Source organism: Rhizobium sp. Root483D2, assembly GCF_001426685.1.
GTDB classification, from domain to species: domain Bacteria; phylum Pseudomonadota; class Alphaproteobacteria; order Rhizobiales; family Rhizobiaceae; genus Pararhizobium; species Pararhizobium qamdonense.
Genome location: NZ_LMFB01000041.1, coordinates 302,284 through 323,162, shown reverse-complemented (window position 1 = coordinate 323,162; position 20,879 = coordinate 302,284). Strand labels below are relative to the sequence as shown.

Here is a 20,879-nt window from a genome sequence, read left to right as displayed (position 1 = left end):
CACTTCATCCTTGAACCCACCCGGCTACATATATCTATCACATAAGATAGATTATGGAACTAAACTGCATCAGAAACCGCGCCACCAGCTGCATTCCAGCTTGCCCCGTCTTGACCTTGCCACGCTCCAAGGCTTAAGCGATACCGGTCTCCACCGTCAGCGAAAGACCGGACCCGATGAGCGATTTGCGCATTCTTTCAGATGCTTTCATTCCCGAATTGCCAGGACGCTACAATGGCAAGGTGCGCGAGAATTATGATCTGCCGGATGGCAACCGCATCATTATTGCGACGGACCGGCTGAGTGCCTTCGATGTCATCCTGACGGCGATCCCGTTCAAGGGCCAGGTTCTGACCCAGACAGCGCGTTACTGGTTTGAGGAAACCGCTGATATCTGCCCGAACCATGTCGTATCCTATCCGGATCCGAACGTCGTCATCGGCACCAGGCTGGATATCCTGCCGGTCGAGATCGTCGTGCGCGGTTATCTTGCCGGGACCACCAGCACGTCGATCCTGACCAAATACCGCAATGGCGAGCGCGATATGTACGGCATCCACTTGCCGGACGGTCTGAAGGACAATGAGAAGCTGCCGCAACCGGTCATTACGCCAACCAGCAAGGCGTTCGACGGCGGCCATGACGAGCCGCTTTCAGCCGATGAAATCCTGTCGCAGAAACTTCTGACCGCCGAACAATGGGACACCGTTTCGCGCTATGCCTTGGCGCTGTTTGCGCGCGGTCAAGAGCGTGCCGCCGAACGCGGTCTCATTCTTGTCGATACCAAATACGAATTCGGCACCGATAAGGACGGCCGTATTGTGCTCGCCGACGAAATCCACACCCCAGACAGCAGCCGCTACTGGATCGCCGAAAGCTATGCGCAGAGCTTTGAAGCCGGCGCACGGCCCAAGAGCTTCGACAAGGATTTCGTGCGGGCCTGGGTGACCGAACGCTGCGATCCCTACAAGGATAAAATCCCGGAAATTCCGGCCGATCTCGTCGAACAGACGTCAAAAGTCTATATCGAAGCCTATGAGACGATCACCGGCCAGCGTTTTGCGCCAGATCGTTCCGGCACCACTGTTCTCGATCGTATCATAAGAAATCTTCAGCCATATTTCAGCTGAAGCCGAAAATTCACCGGACGTCATCCACGGCTTCGCCGCTGACGTCGAACTCCAGCCGCATGCCGTCATAGGCCGGCTCGATATGATCGGCCGTTTCGCGCATCACCGTCGCGTAATCCAGTGGCGTATGCATATGGGTAAGCACGGCGCGCCTCGGCGAAAGCCGTTCGATCCAGCCGAGCGACTGTTCCAGCGATAGATGGCTCGGGTGGAATTTGTACTGCAGCGTGTCGATCACCAGCATGTCCAGCCCAGTGAGCTTGCCGATCGTGTCCGGCGGGAAATCGCTGACATCGCTGCAATAGGCAAAGCCGCCGATGCGAAAGCCCATCGACATGATGCTGCCGTGGTGTTGAAGCACCGGCTGCAGCCGGATCGTGCCCCCGGCCCCGGTAATCGCCACGGGGGCCAGCGACGGATCGATAATGTTCGGCTCGACGATCGGCGGATAGTTGCTGCCCGCCGGCGTCTCCATGCAATAGCCGAACCCCTCGCGGATGCGCTCCATAGTTAGCGCATCGGCCCAGATCGGCATGCGTCTGCCGGTGGATTGCACATAACCGCGCAGATCGTCGATGCCGTGAATATGATCGGCATGCGGATGCGAATAGAAGACCGCGTCGATAGTCTTGACGTTCGCTGCAATCATCTGCTCACGAAAATCCGGTCCGGTATCGATGACGATGGTAGTCGTGCCGCCGTCGGCGCCGGTCTGTTCGATCAGCAAGGCAGCGCGGCTGCGGCGGTTTTTCGGGTTGACGGGGTCGCACGCGCCCCAGTCGCCATTGATGCGCGGCACGCCGGGAGACGAGCCGCAGCCAAGGATGGTGAAGACCCGCCTCACCGCCATGTCAGAGTCTCGGCATTTTAGAAAAGACGCGGAAAGCATTCTCTGTCGTGATCGCAGCAATCTCGTCCGTGGAAACGCCGATGGTTTCGGCCAGAACCTGCGCGGTGTGCGCCACATAGGCCGGCTCGTTGCGCTTTCCCCGGAACGGCTTGGGCGCCAGATACGGCGCGTCGGTTTCGACGATCATCCGGTCATGCGGAACGGTCTCGGCGATCGCGCGCAGCTCCTCCGATTTCGGAAAAGTCAGGATGCCGGAAAACGAGATATAGCCGCCGAGATCGACGCCGACCTTGGCGAGATCCGGGCCGGAGGAGAAACAATGGAGCAGGAAAGGGAAGGCCCCCTTCCCTGTTTCCTCGGTCAGGATTGCTGCCATGTCGTCGTCGGCAGAGCGGCTGTGAATGACCAGCGGCAGCTGGGTTTGCCGGGCAGCGGCAATATGCCGGCGCAGACCGGTCGCCTGCGCGTCGCGGGGCGCGTTATCATAGAAATAATCGAGCCCGGCTTCGCCGATCGCAACCACTTTCGGATGCGCCGATAGGCGCACCAGATCGTCCGCCTCGATATCCAGTTCCTCATCGGCATTGTGCGGATGCGTGCCGACCGAACAGAAGACGTTGGCATTGGCCTCTGCAATCGCAAGGATCGTGTCGAACTTCTTCACGCGCGTCGAAATCGTGATCATCTGGCGGACGCCGGCAGCGCGCGCGCGCGCGATGATCGCATCGCGCTCAGCGTCGAAATCCGGAAAATCCAGATGGCAATGGGTGTCGATCAGCATGACGGGCCGTCCTTAAGCTTCCGGCGGCACATAGCGCGGGAACACCGGCTTGGGGGCTTCCAGTGCGGTTCCGGCCACCAGCCGGCCTGCTTCACCAAGGGACGCGAAGCTGCGCTGATCTGCGGGGATAGCCACGAGATCGAGCAGCTTTCCAGATGATTCCGGCATGAAAGGCTGCAGCAGAATGGCGATCTGGCGCACGACATCGGCGGTGACATAGAGAACGGTCGCCATGCGCGCCGGGTCGGTCTTCTTCAATGCCCAGGGTTCCTGGCCTGCGAAATACCGGTCGGCTTCCGAGACGACGGCGATGATCGAGGCCAGTGCCCGGTGGATCATCAGCGCATTCATGTCGTCGCGGGTCGAGGCATGCAACGCGTCGGCGGCAGCCAGCATCGCCTTGTCTTCGTCGCTCAGGGCCCCGCATTCAGGGATCTGGCCCTCGCAGTTCTTGACGATCATCGACAGCGAACGGCTGGCCAGATTGCCGATGCCATTGGCCAGATCGGAATTGATGCGGGTTGCGATCCCCTCCTCGCTATAGCTGCCGTCCTGGCCGAAAGAGACTTCGCGCAGGAAGAAGTAGCGGATCGGGTCAAGCCCGAAATGCTCCACCAGATTGACGGGATCGACGACATTGCCGAGCGACTTCGACATCTTCTCGCCCTTGTTGAGCAGGAAGCCGTGGGCAAACACCTTCTTCGGCAAGGGCAGGCCGGCAGACATCAGAAACGCTGGCCAGTAGACGGCGTGGAAGCGGATGATATCCTTGCCGATCATGTGGATATTGGCCGGCCAGAATTTGGCGCGCGGGCCTTCCGGATCGGTGAGGTAGCCGGTCGCGGTAATATAGTTGGTCAGCGCATCGACCCAGACATACATGACATGGCTGGGATCATTGGGAACCGGAATGCCCCAATCGAAGGTCGTGCGCGACATCGAGAGATCACGCAGGCCGGATTTCACAAAGGACATCACCTCGTTGCGGCGCTCAGCCGGGCCGATAAAGTCCGGATTGTCTTCGTAATGCTGCAGCAGCCTGTCCTGATAGGCCGACAGCTTGAAGAAATAGCTGGCTTCCTCCACCCATTCTACGGGTGAGCCCTGTGGCCCGTAGCGCACGCCGTCCGCGCGCACTTCCGTTTCGCCTTCCTGGTAGTATGCCTCGTCGCGCACCGAGTACCAGCCGGAATAGCTGTCCTTGTAGAGGTCGCCGGCATCGGCCATACGGTTCCAGATATTTTGGACGGCCTCATGATGGCGCGGTTCGGTCGTGCGGATGAAGTCGTCGTTGGACGCGTTCAGCAGAGCGCCCATGCTCTTGAATTCGGCCGAGTTGCGGTCTGCCAGTTCCTGCGGGCTGATGCCTTCCTTGCGCGCCGTCTGCTGCATCTTCTGGCCGTGCTCGTCGGTTCCCGTCAGAAACAGGACGTCGCGCCCCTCCAGCCGCTGGTAGCGCGCCATAGCATCGGTCGCGATCAGCTCGTAGGCATGGCCGATATGCGGCTTGCCGTTCGGATAGGAGATCGCGGTGGTGATGTAGAAGGGAGACGTATCGGTCATGATCGGGTTTCGGCCTGTGTCTGATCTTTTGGTGTCTGGCTATTAGCGCATCCAACGGCGGGATGAAACAGTGCGCGCCTAGAAAAGCTACCCGGTTCTGCCGCACAGTCCCTGCGCATACTGGCAGAGTGAACGTCTAGGCCATGGCGCGGGACGCTGCCCTGAGATCGTCCAGAATTGAGAGAACAGTCTGCTTGCGATCCAGATTGTAGGCCTGCGCCACGGTGATCCGCTCTGTCACGCTGCTTGAAAGGCGCGCAAACCGGTCTGCCCTTCCAATATCGCCGGAATGGGCGGCCTGGCGCGCTTCGCCCATCATATGGCCGGTGACCAGCGCCATGAAGAACGCAAAGATCGTTTCGCTGTCCTTGCCCGCCAGCACGTCGGCCAGCTTGTGCATATCCTTGCGGATACCCGGTTCCTGACCGGCCAGAATGGCCTCGAACGTCGCCATGATGTCAAGGCCGCCATAATTGATCAGCTTCAACGCCTCCGACACGCTGCCATGCGCCGCTGCCAGAACCTTTTGCCCATCCGGTCCAGAGAGGTCAAAGCCGAGATGGCTCATGGCAGCGCGCATCGCATCCGGCGCCAGTGGTTTCAGTTGCAGCGGCAGGCAGCGCGAACGGATGGTCGGCAAGAGCTTGCCCGGCGCATGCGTCAGGACCAGGAACAGCGAGCGCTTCGGCGGCTCCTCGAGAATTTTCAAGATCGCATTGGCAGCGTTGCGGTTGAGGTCATCGGCGGGATCGACGATGACGATCCGCCAGTTTCCAGTGCCGGATGTCTGCGAAAAAAACTTTCCGGCCCGGCGCACTTCATCGACGGTGATGGCGCTTTTCACCTTGCCGGTCTTGTCATCGACAGGCCGTGTGAGGTGCAAAAGATTGTGCGAGGCACCCGAAGCCATCTGGCGGCTAACGATCGAATTTAGATCGGGGTCACCAAGTTCCGACGGTGCGGATGCCGGATCGGGATGGGTCAGCACATGGTTGGCAAAGCGGAAGGCGAGCGTCGCCTTGCCGATGCCCTCCGGCCCTTCGATGAGGATGGCATGATGCCCCTTCCCCGAGCGGTAGCTTTGCGCCAGAAAATGCTCCGCCTCCTGATGGCCGAACAGGCGCATGTTTTCGGCCGGAGAAATGGCGCCGTCCAGAACGTCGAACCTGTCCGTGCTCATTGCGCCGCTTCCGTATCCGGCCCATGGCCCGATCCGGGCAGCAAGGGCTCTATGATGACAAGCACGGCGGCGGCGATGTCGCTGGCGGAGGCGGCCGCATCGACAACATGGCACCGCGCCGGGTCGGCGCTGGCGATATCGAGGAAGGCCTCGCGGCGCTTTTCATGGGTTTCGAGCTCTTCCTTCTCGAAGCGGTCGAGCTCGACTTCCTGGCCCGTCAGGACTTCCGCCGCCCCTGCCCTTTTTCTGACGCGCTCAAGGCCAAGTGCTGCGGGAAGATCGAAAATGATCGTGCAATCGGGCGCAACGCCGTTGATCGCAACGCGCTCCAGCGCTTCGATGAAGCTTGGTTCAAGATTACCGGTCACGCCCTGGTAGACACGCGAGGAATCCATGAAACGGTCGCAAAGGACGACAGTCCCCTTCAAAAGCGCCGGCCGGATGATTTCCTCGACATGGTCGCTGCGGGCGGCCGCAAACAGGATTGCCTCCATGCGCACGCCGAATTCCTGGGCGGCACCCGATAACAGCACATGCCGCACGGCTTCCGCGCCGGGCGAACCACCAGGCTCGCGCGTCGTCAAAACAGCATAGCCGCGCTCGCGCAACGCATCGGCCAGCAGCCGGATCTGGGTGGATTTGCCAGCCCCCTCGCCGCCTTCGAATGTAACAAACACACCTGTTCCGACAGACACCATCAATTCCCGTAGGTCATTTTTCCATTGAACATCGAAGAGATGTCCGCGCCGCAGCTTGCCTCGGCCACCAGAGCCTATGGCGAATGCGAAGCAGGGCACCGGGTTTGTGTAGCTGATTGTGTCCAGCCGCGAAACCGCTGGCCGCGTCATTTCATCAGAGCCAGAAGAACAACAATTCCTGCAGCGCATCCAGCGCCCGGCCCGAAAGGGTGCCCTGGCCAATGGCCGCATTGGTTTCGACCGGCACTTCGCGCAGCAACCGCTCGCCGCTCCAGATTTTCAGCATGCCTGCCTCCCTGCCCGCCTCCACCGGCATGGCAAGCGGCCAGCGATAGATCACCTTGGCCGAAAGCCGCTCCGGATTGTTGACCGGCACGAGCACATCGACTGCATGGGCAGTGACCAGCTGCACATGCGAGACCGCGCCACCATAGACACTCGCCTCCCCGACGCTATCGCCGGCTTCAAACAGCCGCTTTCGTTCAAAGGCCGTCATCGACCAGTCGAGGATATTGCGCGTTTCCTCGACGCGTTCCTTATCCGTGGCAAGACCACCAAGCGCCAGAAACACGCGCCTTGCGTCCTTCTGCATGGTGGCGACCATGCCAAAGCCGAACCCTTCGGCAAACCCGGTGGCAAATCCATCGACGCCGATATTGGCCGAGATCAGAGGCGTGCGGTTTCGCTGGAGGATCCTGTTCCATTCGAATTCGCTCTTAGAATAGTATTTGAACAGGTCGGGATAAGTGGTCTGGATATGCTGGGCGAGCAGCGCCATGTCGCGCATGGTGGTTTTGTTTTCCGGATCAGGCAGGCCGGTGGCATTGTGGAACACCGAGCGGCTCAGGCCCAGTTCACGGGCGCGCTCGGTCATGCGCTTGGCAAAGGCCTCCTCGCTGCCCGACATCCCTTCTGCGAGAATGATGCAGGCATCATTGGCCAACTGGACGGTCACGCCCTGGATAAGGTCGGCGACGCGGACGCGCGATTTCAGCGCTGCAAACATCGTCGATGTGCCCGATGGTGCGCCACCGGTTCGCCAGGCATGCTCGGAAACGGGAAATTCGGTATCCAGCGTCAGTTCTTTCTTGCCGATCGCATCGAAAACGACTTCCATCGTCATCAACTTGGCCAGAGACGCGGGTGGAACAACGGCGTTTTCGTCCCTTGCAAACAGGACCGTGCCGGTCTCTGCATCGATCAGATAGACCTGCTTCGCCTTCGTCTCAAAAGCCTGCGCCAGAGCCGCCATGGGCGCGCTGACAATCAGCACGAGAGCAATGAAAACCGAGAACAGCCGTATATGCATTCCAAACTCCGGTGCCTTTCCCGGCAATAGCAGCCGGGCCACCGGTGATCAATCGCGAAGGATCGGGATGAGACTTTAGAGCCTCAGTGATCGTACGAGCTCTAACGCAGGACGGTCTTGCGCTTGGCGTATTCGACGATCGAATTCGGCGTCAAAGGGTTTTGATCAACGAGAATGGCATCGAAAGCGGTGTCGGAATCGCTGACACGCGCTTCGACATAGGCTGCCGCATAGGCCATATTGCCATTCGGCATCGGGACATAGTCCGGCCGTTCGCGCGGGATCGGACCGATCTCCGGCAGCATTGCGAAGGCATCAAGCCCTGCCGATGACGCACGCGGCGTCGCAGCTTCGGCGAGCGCCGTAACCGGCACGCCCATCTCCATGTTGGATTTCGACGGAATGGTTAGCGTGCCGAGATTGCCGGCCTGCTTGCGCAGCGGCTCGTTCGACGCGACCATGACACCGGAGGCGATCTGGCCTTCTGGGAATGCGTTCGGGCTGCGGTCACCCTTCTTCACATAGGATGCCATCAGATAGGGCATGTCATTGCCCTCGAGCGGCGCCTTGCCGATATATTGGACGCGAACCTGGGCACTGCCCTTGCGCTTCATGTCGAGGAAGTCGGCTGTCTTCGACGAGACGTCGATGATCCGCCCATATTCATAAGGACCGCGATCATTGACCCGGACCACGACGGAAGTGCCGTTTTCAAGATTGGTGACGCGGGCATAGCTTGGCAGCGGGAAAGTCGGATGGGCAGCCGACAGATGATATTTGTCGTAGACTTCGCCATTCGCCGTCAGGCGGCCATGGAACGCGGAGCCATACCAGGACGACATGCCGGTCTTGTTATAGCCGAAATCCTCTTTCGGCTGATACCACTTGCCCTTGACCTGATAGGCCTTGCCGACCTGATAGCGGCCGCCGCCCTTGGGAACGGCCTTCCCCTCGGAAACGACGCGCGGACTGGCCTTCACGCCGTAAATCGATTCAGCAAAATATTCCTTGCTGCGCGGCTTGCCCTTGGCGACGCTGGTCGTCGATCCACAGGCCGCCAGCCCGACGCAAAGCATCGGGATGGCCGCAACGCGCAATCCCTTGAAGAAAAAAGCCGCCGTCAGATTGGAAGTCATGTGCCCCACATCGCCATTCGCATAAGCCGTACGCAGTCCCTTCGCGCGTTTGCCTCCGCGAAAGTTCCGGCGTCCCGAAATGTAACAGTCGATTAATCATGACAACAACGTGGCGAAAATGCGAATGGTTAACCGTGCTGGAATGAAACAATTGGGATTATGGTTAGCGAATAGTTAACACAGGTATCCTGCAGATATTTGCAGGTCTGATCAAATGACACTTGAAAACGCATGTATCGTATGAACTAAAAACGAAGAATACGCTGTCCTAGCAGACATAATCGATGATGTCATAGCGGATACCGACAATGGTACCATCCATGTCACGAATGAATGTGGATAAATACTGCGGCTCGGGTGGTATGCAGACCGGACCGCTGACCTGCTGATGGTCTGCAACTGCGACCGCTGCCATGTCCACCATGTTATCGCCATCGGCTTCAAGCGCCGCATAACCCGGTGCAACCAGCATCGTAGCAGAAACCAAAATCGACAGGCTCACAGTCTGAAATGTCCTCAACATCGCCATCGCCTTTCTTTGAAACATCAGTCAAAAGGCGGCGAGCGAAGAATTGTTCCCGGTCTGCGACCACGCTGGCGCCCCCAGACCGGTTGACGTCCGCAATCGGCAAGCTATAAAGCGAGCCGTGACAGGCTGATGTCCAAAAATTTGCCCGGGAAACCACCACCCGCCAAACCGGCATCACACTATAAGCCTTCATCAGGAAGAGTGTCCGAGTGGTTTAAGGAACCGGTCTTGAAATTCGGTTCACGGCGTCTTCCTTCGTCCCTGCCCTGCCCCGAAAAGCCCAGAACACAACGCCTTTCGCGCAGCATAATCCCGTTTTATGCTAAGGTGTCTGAGGTCGTGCTACCGAGTTGGGTAGCAAAATGGTAGCAATCTGTTCTTGCAACGTTCGGGACAGTACCATGGATGATAAACCCATAGCAGGCGACCTCTTAATTGGTGCAGACGCGATTGCAGAGTACATCGGGCTCACGAGGCGACAAATCTACGATTTAAGCGCTCGGAGGGTTATACCGTCCTTCAAGATTGGCAAGATAGTTGCCGCTCGGAAATCGACCCTGACGAGATGGATTGAAGACCTCGAACGCAGCTAATGCGCTGTTGGCGCAATAATCAACCGAAAGAACGGCGCGGAAATTATTCTTCTTCCCGTAGTCCAAATAATCCGCCCATCTGATCGCTTGCCAATGTACCGTTCCGGCCCGGTCCGTTAATAAGTGCTTGAGCTACGCGTTGCATCGCCATCTTGCTATCAATCGATCTCAGCTCATTGTCTATTTCATTGATCAATAGAACCTGCCGCAGAAACTCGTCGATTGGCCAGTCCATTTCAATGAACTTTAATGTACTTGACGCTGAGAAAGCAAAGAACTCGACCCCATCGGACTGAGCACTTCTACGGAACGGAGTATGGGCCACCACATTTCTTGTTTCGCCGATCTTGCGGGCACGTTTTGCAAGGTCATCGAAATCCTTCGCGTGGGATTGATTTAAAATGAAAGTGTTTACGAGAGTTCTGAGTGTCTTAATCTTATCATCGAACGACATGTTTCGGGCGACGATCGCTCTCCTGATACCTTTGACTTCCAGTACCTCCCCCAGCGCAGCATTGATGCCCTCTTCAAGTAGAGCGAAATGGCCCATAAACGCACCCACCAACGTGAAAGCGCGAGTGTCTGGATCGATCGCTAAAAGCAAATCTTTCGTCAACCCAAAGGTCATCATACCCCCATTTCGGCCCTACAACGCCCCGGCACCGAACGTTCGTCCAATGGCAAACGAAAGGCAAGGTAAATTGCCACCAGGAGGATAGGTGTTCTGGCCGTCAACTGCCACCTTGACAGCCGCGTGCATCCTGTCACGTTGCGCGGATAGGACGTGAAGAATCACCTAAATCGCTTTGCTCCAATGGCGCTATGTCGAGAAAATTCGACGGAGCTTACAGTGCTTTTGCCAGCACACGTTTGGAAAAATTATGACTGCACACTGGGATGCCGACCTACTCAATCGAAAAGATGACGCTAAGTTTTTATACAATTTTCTCATTGGCCAAATTGACAAGCGCAAAGCGCAAGGTCGCGTCGCATCTTACGTGATGAACGTCGACGCGGACTGGGGTGGCGGAAAGACGTTTTTTCTAGAAGGGCTGGCTGCAGATCTTGAGAGCCAAGGCCATATCGTTGCTCGAATTAATGCTTGGCGGGACGATCATGCGCAGGATCCCTATGTCGCTATAATGGCCGCGATCGATAAAGCTTTTGAGCCTTTTGTTCAAAAGCCTGGACCGATCAGCAAAGCGTGGGGCGCAGTGAAGTCGAGTGGCGGGCCCATTGCAGTAAAGTTTGCTGGAGCGATAGGAAAGGCGCTGCTGAAGAAGCACACCGGCGTCGCAATCGAAGATTTCCGTGAGATGATTTCCGAAGGGGGCGAGAGCGACGGCGACTTAACCACAGCAATCGCTGAAGGAACAATGGTTGCGGAAGGTGAGATTGAGAAACTGTTCGATACTTCACTCGAAGCGCTTATCGATGGGTTCCAACGCACCGATCGAGCGATGTCGGATTTTAGAGAAAAGCTTGCGGCCTCTATCGCTGCGGTCTCGACCAAGAGGCCGGCACCACTATTCATTCTGGTGGATGAACTGGATCGATGCCGACCGACATTCGCTGTTCAGCTTCTTGAGCGGGTCAAGCACCTGTTCGATGTTGAAGGTGTTGTATTTGTCTTTGCGACGAACTCCGATCAACTTCAGCACAGCATCGCAGGCGCCTATGGAGCAAACTTCAACGGCTTCCGGTACTTGAAGCGCTTCTTCAACAGAACCTATGTGTTTGCCGAACCACCGCTTGAGACGCTTGTTCAGAAGCTCTGCGCCGACCTGCCGCAAGAGAAACTCCGTGCGCCGGACGATAAACTTACGGAAGCAATATCGTTAGGATTCAAGGCATTCGGTTTTGGCTCGGATCTGCGGGCAGTGGAACAGATAATTGAAATGATTGACGCAACAGTGACAGCGTGGCCGCATAAAGTGCCGGCTGAAATCTCACTCGTCTTCCCGCTGTGCGCTCAGTTCTATCTATCAGGTAAAGCAGTCTGGCCCCATCCGGACCTGCCAGCGCTAAAACAATGGATTTTGCCAAATATTACGCACGACCGCCATAGTAACCGCTCGAGGGATTTTAGCATCTACTATAACCGCATCTACGCAGAAGCGTATTCAATTTTTAATAGCATGCAGAAGATCGTCGAATACGGAAACAAGGAGCGAGATGACTCGAGCGCACGCTACGTTAACAGCATTTTTGATCGCGAGTGGAATGGTGTACCCGTCCCTCGTTCAGCACCCAGTGTTCAGGTGGATTTGTTAGGATTGGTCGTCAATGCTGGCCGCATGGCGAACGCTAGTTCTTCATCAGCGACCTAAGCCGCCCTCTTGAACCACCCGTCGAATATCTCTGCCGTGAGGTAGATGACGTTCGACGGTTGAGCCGCCTTCTTCTTTTGATAGTAATTGGCCGAATAAATCACGCGGGCGCATGCGCGGCTGCAATACATCGCCAGTCCGTTTTTCGGGCGGAAAACCGCCTTGCACCGGCAGCAATGGCGTTCGGGCAACGCGGCCCGCATGTCACGGATGATCCCCTGTCTTGAGCAATCGGCAGAGCAGTATTTTCGCCGCTTCCCGTCTGGCCTAAAGCGCTCGTTGCACCAATTGCATTCTATCTCCACCAGCGTCCGCCGCGATGCGTCAGCGCAGGCGTTTGAGCAGAAGCGAACCGATGACCTATAGCTGTCAAAGATCGCCCGCTCCTTTTTGAACTTGCGGTCGCAGTAGGTGCAGCAAAGCGTGGGTGCTTTCTCTCGGCGGATCATTCCCCGCGCGCGCCGCATCAGTCCGTCGACAAGAGCGCCCTCTTTGTAGACCCGGCTCTCAAACGAACTCGTCGCGCACATCACAGAACAGAACCGATCGCCGTTTGCCTGCCCGTCCGCGTCGATCGCGATCGAGCACCAGGCACAATTCTCCCTCGGGACGGTATAGGCCCACTGCCCTTCCGCCCACGACGGGCGCTCCGCTCCAATGAGGCTTAACGCCTCCTGAACCACAAGATCAGCCTCAACATCGGCCGTTGGCCAACTGTGGCCATCCAGGCAGAGGGCTGCCCGCAAGCCATAGCGGCACGGCGCTTCGTTTTCGAAATGGCTTAGACGCCAGTCCTTTAGAACGTCCATGACTTCGCCGACGACGCGCTCGCGACGATCACCGCGGATCACGCGCGCCGGCGCCTTGTGCTTGCGCTGAAGCCGTTCATTTCGCTTATCGAGATAGTGGTCGAGATAGGCCATGGGATCACCCGAACATTGCATCGAACATGCCGTCGGTCAGGGCATACTCGGAGACCGGAGGGAGAGTCTTAACGCCGTCAGGTGCTTGCTGGCGCTTGGAATAGGCCGCTTCGATGTAGGTTCTATCCATAGCCCTGATTACGGCGACGTGGCGCGGTTCGATCGGCAGGCCCATGAGGCGGGAATATCCCGATATCTCGGCGTAGCTGATCGGGTTTGGCCCGGCCATGTGGTAGCTGCGGGTTGCCGACAGGTCATTGAACCAGCGCCAAAGCAGGTCGCCACCTGCAGGTATGGTCACTCTGACCACACCTTTCGCTGTGAGCTGACTTTTCAGTTCATCGCAGAGCAGTGCTTGCAAATTACCCATGATCAGCCTCTGTTCCTCGGATTAACCCTGATGCGATGGAAACTATTCGGCAGCACTGAGCGATCGTAATGCTGAAGCCCATCCGATACTTTGCGTTCGCTGATCTGCGTAGCCGTCTTGGTGACATATGCCTTTAGATTTCCGTTCTCATCGACGCTGACTTTCACATCCGACGTCACATGGACGCTTTGGCCGCCACCACCCTTGCTTCCCATATCCACAGGAATGCGCCGGCCGTCCGGCAATGGAACTGCGGCTTCCGGCCCGGCCTCGCCAAAGATTGAGGGGCCGGCCGCAATGCCTCCTTTGGCAAACTTCGGTAGGCCGGTATCGAACCCATTATCAAGGAAGCCGGGCGATGCGGATTTGCCACCGCCGAAGAATGAGCCAAGGCCAGACAACAGTGCTCCGAAGATGCCACCACCGCCACCGGCCGCATTGTTCACTTTGAAAATGCTGTCGAGCACGTCGTCGATCATCGTGTCAGCGATGCGCTTGAGGCTGTTCACTCCCGCGTCCCCAAGGCTTTCCCAGAGGCTCTTATTGTTTTCCAAACCGGCCGTGAGGTCATCGATCGCGCCGCGTGTCAGGTCGCGGCCGAACTCCATGGCATCGACCTGGCGCTGTCTGGCTTCCTCCTCTTGATAGAGTGCCTCGGATAGATCGATGATCCTCTGGCGCTCTTCCTCGGTGGCGGCCGCGCCAGCCTGTCGGGATGCGATGGAAGCCCGCTTGGCAACGTCTGAGAGGTTGACGATGCGCAGCTCTTCCTCAAGATCTGCGATCAGATCGCGGATTTGCTGCCGTTCGGTATCCGCCTGGCTGCCCGCTTTCTCTCTGGATGCGCCCTGCTTCTTCGTAGAGGCCTCGCCCTCATCACGCGCCACCTTTTCGCGGGCAAGCGCCTCGGCCTGCTCCTTCGTGACCTTCAGCCCCTGGGATGCCGCGTTGGCCAGGATTGTCTCTGATTCCGCTGCGATGGCCCGCTGCTGATTGGTCAGGGCCAGTTCGGCGCGGTAGTTCTCAAGGTACTTGGTCGAAAGCTGCTCTTGCGATGGCAATGTCGTGGGTGTCGCTGGGAGGCGGCTTGTCTTCCCCGTCGTGTTCGCGCCACTCTGCTCGAATGGCTTTCCTAACATCCCGCCCATAGCGGCACCATTCTCGGCAGTCCTCTTCCGCTTCTCATACTCCGCCATGAAGCCCTGAAACGAGCTGATGAAGTTCTGCAACTCGGTGGCGGCCGCAACGATCGCGGTCTTCAGTCCGGTGCCAACCGACGTCGTGATAGCGTTGAATTTCTTGTCCAGTTCGTCGGCGCGGGTAACTAGCTCGTCGGACATGACGGTTCCCAGAGTGTGGGCTTGGCGGATCGTCGCCCGAATGCCTTTCTCCCCTTGCTCGATAAGCTGGACGAACTTCTCGCCGCCGGTGCCGCCGAACAGCTCGTCGGCAATGCGGATTTGCGCGGCGCGGTCGAGCTGCTGCAGCTTGCCGATGATCTCGGTGAACAGCTCCGATGGGTCTTTCAGCTTGGTCTTAAGCTCATCGGCGCCATAGCCGAGACGGCCGAACGCTTCCGCTGCCGAGCCGGCGCCAGTCGATATGAACTCATCAGCGCGGAGGTTGAGTTCCTTGATGCCATCGACGAGGCTATCCACTCCGATGCGGTTCTGCTCGGCGACGAACTTCAGCTCTTGAAACGCCTGGATGCTGAGACCCGCCCGCTTGGCCTCGTCGCCGATCTGGGCAACGCCCTTTGCCACCTGTTGTATCTGCGAGATGATGCCGGCTACGCCCATGCCGACGACACCGGCGGCGAGACCGCCTGCAAAAGCCTTGCCGAAATTCCCGACCTTTGTGCCGACGGTCGCCAAGGCCTGATTGATCCGGGTCGTTGAGCGGACCGCATCATCTTCCATCTGCTGTGTTGCGGTCTTGGAGCTGCGGCGCAGACCAGTGAACACGTTCGTTCCGGTGCGCTCCGCCTGCTTCCATTTCTTTTCAAAGTCATTGACCCGCGCTTCAAGCGAGACGACCAGGCGCTCTTCATCTGTCGGCATTATGCAACGCTCCATTCATCAAGGTCACCGTCGAACGTGTCGTAAGAGGAAAGACCGGTATTCCCGGCAGCGGCGCGACCGATCGCCATGGCGGTTGCCATCGCGCCATCAATCTTGTCCCGGCTCTTGCCCTTGTGCAGGCTCTTGTTTCCGGCCTTGTCGGTCTCGACCGCGATGTTATCGAAATGCCAGCGCAACACCGGATGACCACCGTGGCGGAACCTGCCGCCGATGATGGCGCGCTCCAGTTCCTTGACCGCCGGCGCCATCGTCACCCAGCCCTGCCGCATTTCGACGGCGGGCAATCCATCCTCAAGGAGATTGTTGAGCATGTTGCGCGCGAGGTGCGGATCGAAGGCGATTTCTCGGACATTGAAGGTGGCGCAGATATCGCGGATCCGGTCTTCGACGATCCGGAAATCCACGACATTGCCGGGCGTCGGCAGGATAAGGCCGTCCTCTGCCCACGCGGGATAAGGCACACCGTCCTTATCCGCCCGCTTTCGCAATTTGTCTTCAGGGCAGAAGAACCACGGATAGACTGAATACCCCTCTTCGGGATTGCCCCAGGCCGCGACGACGGCCGTCAGGTCATCGTTGCTGGAAAGGTCTACACCGAGCCAGCAAGGCGTCTGCTCGGCTTCGAAGGTGGCAAGGTCCACTTCCCCACGGCCTTCGTCATAGACCGGCATTTCAATGAAGGGCGATGCTGAGTGATCGAGCCAGACATTGAGATTGAACTGCAGGAAACTATCGCGATCCGACGGCGAGTTGATCGCCTTCTGTGCCTTGTCGCGGTAGCTGTCGAGATCGGGATAGCCGTGCACCATGCCCGGGTTGACAGCGAACCATACAGCCTCGTCTTTCCAGTCGTCGTCTTTCTCTGCGGCGAAGATCACCGGCAGCGTTGCCGTATCGTCGATTTCACCCTTCTGAACTTTCATGGCGTATTCGACCGTGCGCCATGCAAGGTTTTCCTGCCCGCGTCCTGATGTGGTGGCGACGATCAACAGCGTTCCCGGCACCTTCACCAGTGCGGAATCAAGCGCCTCCCACTGCCGCTGCCCGGCCTTGCCCTCCCATGCGTGCAGCTCGTCGGCAATAACAACGTTCGGCGTCTTGCCGTGTTGCACCTTGCCATCAGACGCAACGGCGATGTAGCGGCTGCGAAGCTTTCGATAGGTGATGGATGAGGTGTATTCCCGAACGGCCAGATGCTTCTCAAGGCGCCGGTCGCTCTGCACGATCATGGCCGCCTCGTTGAATAGCTCCATCGCCTGCTCATGCGCCGACGCTGCCGAAACCGTCAGGCCGCCTGGGAGCTTTTCAGGGCCAACGAGATGCAACAGCGTGATGGCAGCGCAAAGCGAGGTCTTACGGTTCCCGCGCGGCAAGAGCAGCACCAGGCGCCGAACGATGCGCCGGCCGTCATCGTGGCGTGGGCCATAGAGCTTGCGGATGACGCGTTCGGCCCATGGGTCAAGCTGGAAAGGACTTCCCCGCGCCGGGTTCTTCGGGTGCTTCAGACGGCGCAGCCACTGAACAGCGCGCTCGCCGTAGCCGAACGGATCCTCGATCTCCGAGCCGTCGTTAATCCACGAGGGAATCATCATCGTCTTCATCCCTTATGGCTGGACGTGAACGGGAGACCGGCGTCAGGCCAAGCTCGGCAGCCAACAGCCGGGAGCGCGTCATTGCGTCGGCTTGAATGCCCACCGCTGGATTGCGCTTCAGGCCCAGCGGCACCAGTTCGCCATCCCTGTTTTCCTTGAAGGCCGTGAACACATGGCCGTGCTGCTGAAGGTGGCGCTCCATCTCCCGAATTTGACCGATTGCGGTGCAGTAGTTTTCGAAGCTGGCGAGATCGGCCGTGGTCAGGATTTTGCGTTCGACGAGGATCGGCATAACCCGGCGCCATTCCTTCTTGGCGTCGGGCGACAACCAGCCAGGCGCGGGCGGAACGCGCTTCACCGCATCGTTGTCGACAACGAGATGTGGCTTCGCTCCTCTCACTTCGCGTTCACCGCCCGAAGCTCCAGCGCCTTGCGGCGGCCGATTTCCTTGGTTTCCTTGATGTTGAAATCCTTGCCGTCGTAATGGACGCGGTCGGCCGTGGTGACACCAGGCAGCCAGCGGGTGCGAAAGACAATCAACGTGTCATCGGTCGCCCCCTGCGCTTCGATAAACTCCTCGGTGCTGCTCTGCATGATCTGCGCGCGCAGCGTGGCGAGCGGCGTGAAGTTCGGCTTCACGGTGCCGAAGTCGTCAGGCTCCGGCGCCTCGTCCCATTTGTCGATGCGAATTGTTCGGTCGAGTTTCCCCGCTCTCATCTGATCACCTGTTGACTTTTGTTGGCTGCCACATCTGAAACTAGAGTTTGTTTATTTGTGGAGAGAATCGGATGACCCCGGCAAAAGGCGCCTTTGCGAGCTTCGCCATTCTCTTCACGGCCATGGCGATCATTCCACCGGCAATGCTCGGTGGAACGGAGGGGCAAATTTGGGCCTTTGTCGAAAAATATCAAACTCTTATAGCCGGCGTTCTTGCTGTGGCCGCCGCATGGGGAACCGTGAGGCAAATGCAACGGAGCGACTTGAAAAGCGACTTGCGGCACCAAGACCTTATTTATCTCGCGTTGAGAGCAGATCGTCTGCGCGTCATGAGGCTGATGACGCCGCATGGCAGCTTGGTTGATGATTATTTGATCTCCTGCCGGGAGCTTCTGGACAGGCTCCGCATGATAAGTTCGGACGATTTGCGCACCGACTATCGCGCCCGTGAATTTCTCGACGACGTCCAGGCGCTTCTTGTCCGGAAAGAATTCGCCGAAGCTAAAGATCTCTTCAGCCCGGAAGTCACTTTCTATCACGAGCAATCTTTGAACCAAATTTCGGAGACGAAGAGCTACTTCGCATTTGTCCGAGATGGCAACTTCAATACCCCGACCGCGGTTGAACGCGCCTGCAGTACAGCCCTGCAGGCGCTTGAGTATCTTTGCAGTCATCTGGATGATTTGAAGCAAGCGCTCAGAACAATGGAACGCGAATATATCACTGCCACAATATCGGTTCCAAGGTGAGCTAGCTTCGAGCTTAGCGGTTCGCATTCACACCACCTCTACCCTTGCATCGATAGTTACGATGGCATGGGACGTTTCACCATCAGGATCGCGCAGGAAACGGGCGCTCTCGACATAGGCGTCTACGATATGGATGCCGACATTCCCGGCCTCTAACCGCTCGCGAAGAGCGGTCCGGATCGCCCCGACCACGGCCTTGACGCCTGTTGTTGATGGTTCTTTGATCCATATATGCAGGTCCATCCAGACGCGGGTCAGGTTGCGCGCGATGCTGTCACCTTCGTCCCGGCTCATGCCTTCACCGATGATGATGGATGGACGCGGGTTCGGGCGCCCGTTGCGATCGAGGATGTTGGCGGCAGGAACGAGCGCGATGACATTGGGCTCAGAAGTGAGCCGAATGCGGACGGCTTTCTGGAGGGCGATTTCAGGTGTCATCGGCCGCCCCAATTGTCTTTGACGGCCTTGCCAATCGCGCGCTTAATGCGGTTGGCGATGCGCTTGCGGGTAAGCCGGACGGCAGGCCAAAAGAACGGCTGCGCCTGCGCTTCGGTGGTGCCATGCTCGACGAGGTGCGCATAGCGAACGTCGGCGTCACCGGCCGTCACGATCACCTCGTTCTCGCCTGCCACACGGCTCCCGCCTGGCTGCGAATACGGCGGGGTCATCTGTCCCGGCGGCGTGTATTTGATGCTGTGCTTCAGGTCGCCGCTATCTTCCGGTGCGATCTGGCGCATGGTGCCGACCAGTTCCTCGCCGCCTTTGATCAGCGCAGGCTCAACGGCCACCCGCACCGCCTTCGGAATGGCCCTCATCCGAGCCTGAAATTTTGCCAGTCCACCATCATCCGTCAAAGGAATACCCCCGAAATTCGTTGATGATCGGCCACACACCGAACGGAAGCTCTTGCGCGGTAACGCCCACGAGGGTTGCCTCGCGGTTTTCGTACCAGTGCGCGGCAAGCTGGCCGACGGCTTCGACCAATGCCGGCGGCACGGCGCCGGAATAGGTCACCTCGATCTTGAAGCCGAGAAGCCGCTCGATGTGGTCTTGAGCTGCCGCGATCTTGCGACCCATCAGGGCGTCATCGGCGGCGCCGAGATCATCGCTCCAGCCGATCTGCTCTTTCAGTTCTGCAACGCTGAGGATGGCCATGAGTAAAAAATCCTATTTCGGTCAAATCGCGCGTTGTGCTCCCCGCGCCGGTCCCTGTGAGGTGTGGAAAGTTGAAGTCCACCCCCGGTATGGGCATGACGCCCATACCTTCGACTGCTAGACCTGCTGATCAGAGGAGACTGTTCATGGACATTGAAGAGCACGGACGATTCTATATCGAGCGAAAGACCATCGGAGACGCCGATGGTGGAGTGACTGCGTTCTTCGATGTCGGTGAGATCAGCACTGCGACCGGGACCAAGCGCTACAAAGTCGCGATGGATGAAGGATTTAGTTCCCGGCAGGAAGCTCTTGCTTGGATCGAGAAGCAGACCGACTGACATCAGCATTTTGTAAGCTCACGTTGCCGATGCCGCGACGCGAACCACGTTGCTGTTCACCGCGAGCGAGAGGTTGCGCTTCATCACATTATTGGCGCTGTCGAACACCTCAGCCGATGACATGACCTTTGCGATGAAGAGGCGCTGGCCGTTCTTCGGAGAGGCGCCGGTGGCTGGCTTGTCGTTGAGCTCAAGCTTGAAGGCGAAGTCGAAGTCGCTCTTCTCGGCGGCGATGGCTGCGATCTGGCCGGCGTCTGCATTGTCGATGCCGCACACCACTTCCATCGTGCCAGCAGAACGCGTGCCCTTCAGTATCTTTGCGCGAGCCTCACCAATGAGGCTGACACTGACACTTTCCGAAGTGTCACCGAGAGAGCCGAGGTTTTCGAGGTTCTTGATCTCGGTCCATGTCTGCGAGGTGAAGTCAGCCGCGACAAAGTCCTCGCTCTTCTGGTCGATGGCCGCACCGATGAAGAGCTTCAGGCCCTTGGTTGCATATAGGCTCATGATGGTTTCCTTTCTTTCGCCTGCTCGGCGCTGTTGTGGCAGTGGGCGCAGCGGGCGGCCCAATTGAGCCGGTTCCAGAACAGGCGCTGATTGCCCTTGTGTGCTGTAAGGTGGTGGACAAGCGTTGCTGGCTGTTCGCAACGGCCACACAGTGGATTGGCCTTGAGGAACGCCTTGCTCTCTCTCACCCATTCGGCCGTGTAGCCGCGCTGGCGAGCCGATGGCCGCTTCTTGTCGAACCGTGCCTTGCGCTCCCTCTGCAGGCGCTCCACCGTGGCGCAGGTGTCACCTTGAGGATGAGCCTTGCCGCAGTGACCACAGACAGAGGGAGCGCGAACCGGCATG

The 20,879-nt window shown here is 58.3% G+C and carries 24 protein-coding genes; 4 read left to right on the top strand and 20 right to left on the bottom strand.

Annotated elements, in window-relative coordinates; genetic code table 11:
- Nucleotides 1-185 precede the first annotated feature (185 nt).
- Entirely contained in the window at nucleotides 186-1,130 is a 945-nt protein-coding gene (locus ASD32_RS26440) for a phosphoribosylaminoimidazolesuccinocarboxamide synthase (protein ID WP_060641027.1), read from the top strand.
- 10 nt (nucleotides 1,131-1,140) lie between these two features.
- On the opposite strand, the gene ASD32_RS26435 is transcribed toward ASD32_RS26440, so the two are convergent.
- From ASD32_RS26435 to ASD32_RS26390, 9 genes are all read right to left on the bottom strand, one after another.
- Complete coding sequence (locus ASD32_RS26435; RefSeq protein ID WP_060640986.1) at nucleotides 1,141-1,980, bottom strand: MBL fold metallo-hydrolase; 840 nt, start codon at nucleotides 1,978-1,980, stop codon at nucleotides 1,141-1,143.
- A 1-nt stretch (nucleotide 1,981) separates the two neighbouring features.
- The gene (locus tag ASD32_RS26430) at nucleotides 1,982-2,761 is read right to left on the bottom strand and encodes a TatD family hydrolase (protein WP_060640985.1); all 780 of its coding nucleotides are present in this window, start codon (nucleotides 2,759-2,761) and stop codon (nucleotides 1,982-1,984) included.
- 12 nt (nucleotides 2,762-2,773) lie between these two features.
- Complete coding sequence (gene metG, locus ASD32_RS26425) at nucleotides 2,774-4,324, bottom strand: methionine--tRNA ligase (protein ID WP_060640984.1); 1,551 nt, start codon at nucleotides 4,322-4,324, stop codon at nucleotides 2,774-2,776.
- Between the two features lie 136 nt (nucleotides 4,325-4,460).
- Nucleotides 4,461-5,504, bottom strand: coding sequence for a DNA polymerase III subunit delta' (locus ASD32_RS26420; protein WP_060640983.1), 1,044 nt, complete (start codon nucleotides 5,502-5,504; stop codon nucleotides 4,461-4,463).
- On the bottom strand, nucleotides 5,501-6,199 hold the full coding sequence (tmk, locus tag ASD32_RS26415) for a dTMP kinase (RefSeq protein ID WP_060641026.1): 699 nt from the start codon (nucleotides 6,197-6,199) through the stop codon (nucleotides 5,501-5,503). Before tmk ends, ASD32_RS26420 begins: the two co-directional genes overlap by 4 nt.
- Before the next feature lie 157 nt (nucleotides 6,200-6,356).
- Entirely contained in the window at nucleotides 6,357-7,454 is a 1,098-nt protein-coding gene (locus ASD32_RS26410) for a D-alanyl-D-alanine carboxypeptidase family protein (RefSeq protein WP_244490288.1), read from the bottom strand.
- 158 nt (nucleotides 7,455-7,612) lie between these two features.
- Nucleotides 7,613-8,647, bottom strand: coding sequence for a septal ring lytic transglycosylase RlpA family protein (locus ASD32_RS26405; protein ID WP_060640981.1), 1,035 nt, complete (start codon nucleotides 8,645-8,647; stop codon nucleotides 7,613-7,615).
- Nucleotides 8,648-8,915: 268 nt separating this feature from the next.
- Nucleotides 8,916-9,149, bottom strand: coding sequence for a hypothetical protein (locus ASD32_RS26400; RefSeq protein ID WP_162252707.1), 234 nt, complete (start codon nucleotides 9,147-9,149; stop codon nucleotides 8,916-8,918).
- A 663-nt stretch (nucleotides 9,150-9,812) separates the two neighbouring features.
- Complete coding sequence (locus ASD32_RS26390) at nucleotides 9,813-10,400, bottom strand: hypothetical protein (RefSeq protein ID WP_060640978.1); 588 nt, start codon at nucleotides 10,398-10,400, stop codon at nucleotides 9,813-9,815.
- 250 nt (nucleotides 10,401-10,650) lie between these two features.
- Here ASD32_RS26390 and ASD32_RS26385 point away from each other — a divergent pair, with 250 nt between their 5' ends.
- Nucleotides 10,651-12,099, top strand: a complete 1,449-nt coding sequence (locus ASD32_RS26385) for a P-loop NTPase fold protein (protein WP_060640977.1) — start codon at nucleotides 10,651-10,653, stop codon at nucleotides 12,097-12,099.
- Here ASD32_RS26385 and ASD32_RS26380 read toward each other — a convergent pair.
- From ASD32_RS26380 to ASD32_RS26355, 6 genes are all read right to left on the bottom strand, one after another.
- Entirely contained in the window at nucleotides 12,096-13,022 is a 927-nt protein-coding gene (locus tag ASD32_RS26380) for a hypothetical protein (RefSeq protein WP_060640976.1), read from the bottom strand. The genes ASD32_RS26385 and ASD32_RS26380 overlap by 4 nt on opposite strands.
- 4 nt (nucleotides 13,023-13,026) lie before the next feature.
- On the bottom strand, nucleotides 13,027-13,392 hold the full coding sequence (locus tag ASD32_RS26375; protein WP_060640975.1) for a hypothetical protein: 366 nt from the start codon (nucleotides 13,390-13,392) through the stop codon (nucleotides 13,027-13,029).
- 2 nt (nucleotides 13,393-13,394) lie between these two features.
- On the bottom strand, nucleotides 13,395-15,452 hold the full coding sequence (locus ASD32_RS26370; protein ID WP_060640974.1) for a hypothetical protein: 2,058 nt from the start codon (nucleotides 15,450-15,452) through the stop codon (nucleotides 13,395-13,397).
- A complete protein-coding gene (locus ASD32_RS26365) occupies nucleotides 15,452-17,065 on the bottom strand; it encodes a terminase TerL endonuclease subunit (RefSeq protein ID WP_156383372.1) in 1,614 nt (537 codons plus the stop codon). The genes ASD32_RS26370 and ASD32_RS26365 overlap by 1 nt, the downstream gene beginning before the upstream one ends.
- Nucleotides 17,043-17,357 (bottom strand): phage terminase small subunit P27 family, encoded by a 315-nt coding sequence (locus tag ASD32_RS26360; RefSeq protein WP_244490280.1) that lies wholly within the window; start codon nucleotides 17,355-17,357, stop codon nucleotides 17,043-17,045. The genes ASD32_RS26365 and ASD32_RS26360 overlap by 23 nt, the downstream gene beginning before the upstream one ends.
- 104 nt (nucleotides 17,358-17,461) lie before the next feature.
- Nucleotides 17,462-17,782 carry a phage head closure protein gene (locus tag ASD32_RS26355; protein WP_060640971.1) on the bottom strand — a complete coding sequence of 107 codons (321 nt, stop codon included), beginning with the start codon at nucleotides 17,780-17,782 and terminating at the stop codon, nucleotides 17,462-17,464.
- 71 nt (nucleotides 17,783-17,853) lie between these two features.
- Here ASD32_RS26355 and ASD32_RS26350 point away from each other — a divergent pair, with 71 nt between their 5' ends.
- Nucleotides 17,854-18,531, top strand: coding sequence for a hypothetical protein (locus ASD32_RS26350; RefSeq protein ID WP_060640970.1), 678 nt, complete (start codon nucleotides 17,854-17,856; stop codon nucleotides 18,529-18,531).
- A gap of 27 nt (nucleotides 18,532-18,558) precedes the next feature.
- Here ASD32_RS26350 and ASD32_RS26345 read toward each other — a convergent pair whose 3' ends face one another.
- The 3 genes from ASD32_RS26345 to ASD32_RS26335 are packed head-to-tail and all read right to left on the bottom strand — an operon-like array spanning nucleotide 18,559 to nucleotide 19,686.
- Nucleotides 18,559-18,969, bottom strand: coding sequence for a DUF3168 domain-containing protein (locus ASD32_RS26345; RefSeq protein WP_060640969.1), 411 nt, complete (start codon nucleotides 18,967-18,969; stop codon nucleotides 18,559-18,561).
- Nucleotides 18,966-19,424, bottom strand: coding sequence for an HK97-gp10 family putative phage morphogenesis protein (locus ASD32_RS26340; RefSeq protein ID WP_348270752.1), 459 nt, complete (start codon nucleotides 19,422-19,424; stop codon nucleotides 18,966-18,968). The genes ASD32_RS26345 and ASD32_RS26340 overlap by 4 nt, the downstream gene beginning before the upstream one ends.
- Complete coding sequence (locus ASD32_RS26335) at nucleotides 19,375-19,686, bottom strand: head-tail connector protein (protein WP_060640967.1); 312 nt, start codon at nucleotides 19,684-19,686, stop codon at nucleotides 19,375-19,377. Before ASD32_RS26335 ends, ASD32_RS26340 begins: the two co-directional genes overlap by 50 nt.
- Before the next feature lie 146 nt (nucleotides 19,687-19,832).
- Between ASD32_RS26335 and ASD32_RS26330 the strand changes: the two genes are divergently transcribed.
- Entirely contained in the window at nucleotides 19,833-20,027 is a 195-nt protein-coding gene (locus ASD32_RS26330) for a hypothetical protein (protein WP_060640966.1), read from the top strand.
- A gap of 18 nt (nucleotides 20,028-20,045) precedes the next feature.
- Here the strand turns inward: ASD32_RS26330 and ASD32_RS26325 are convergent, their stop codons facing one another.
- Nucleotides 20,046-20,534, bottom strand: coding sequence for a hypothetical protein (locus ASD32_RS26325; protein WP_060640965.1), 489 nt, complete (start codon nucleotides 20,532-20,534; stop codon nucleotides 20,046-20,048).
- The gene (locus tag ASD32_RS29250) at nucleotides 20,531-20,878 is read right to left on the bottom strand and encodes an HNH endonuclease (RefSeq protein WP_244490278.1); all 348 of its coding nucleotides are present in this window, start codon (nucleotides 20,876-20,878) and stop codon (nucleotides 20,531-20,533) included. The genes ASD32_RS26325 and ASD32_RS29250 overlap by 4 nt, the downstream gene beginning before the upstream one ends.
- Nucleotide 20,879: the final 1 nt, after the last annotated feature.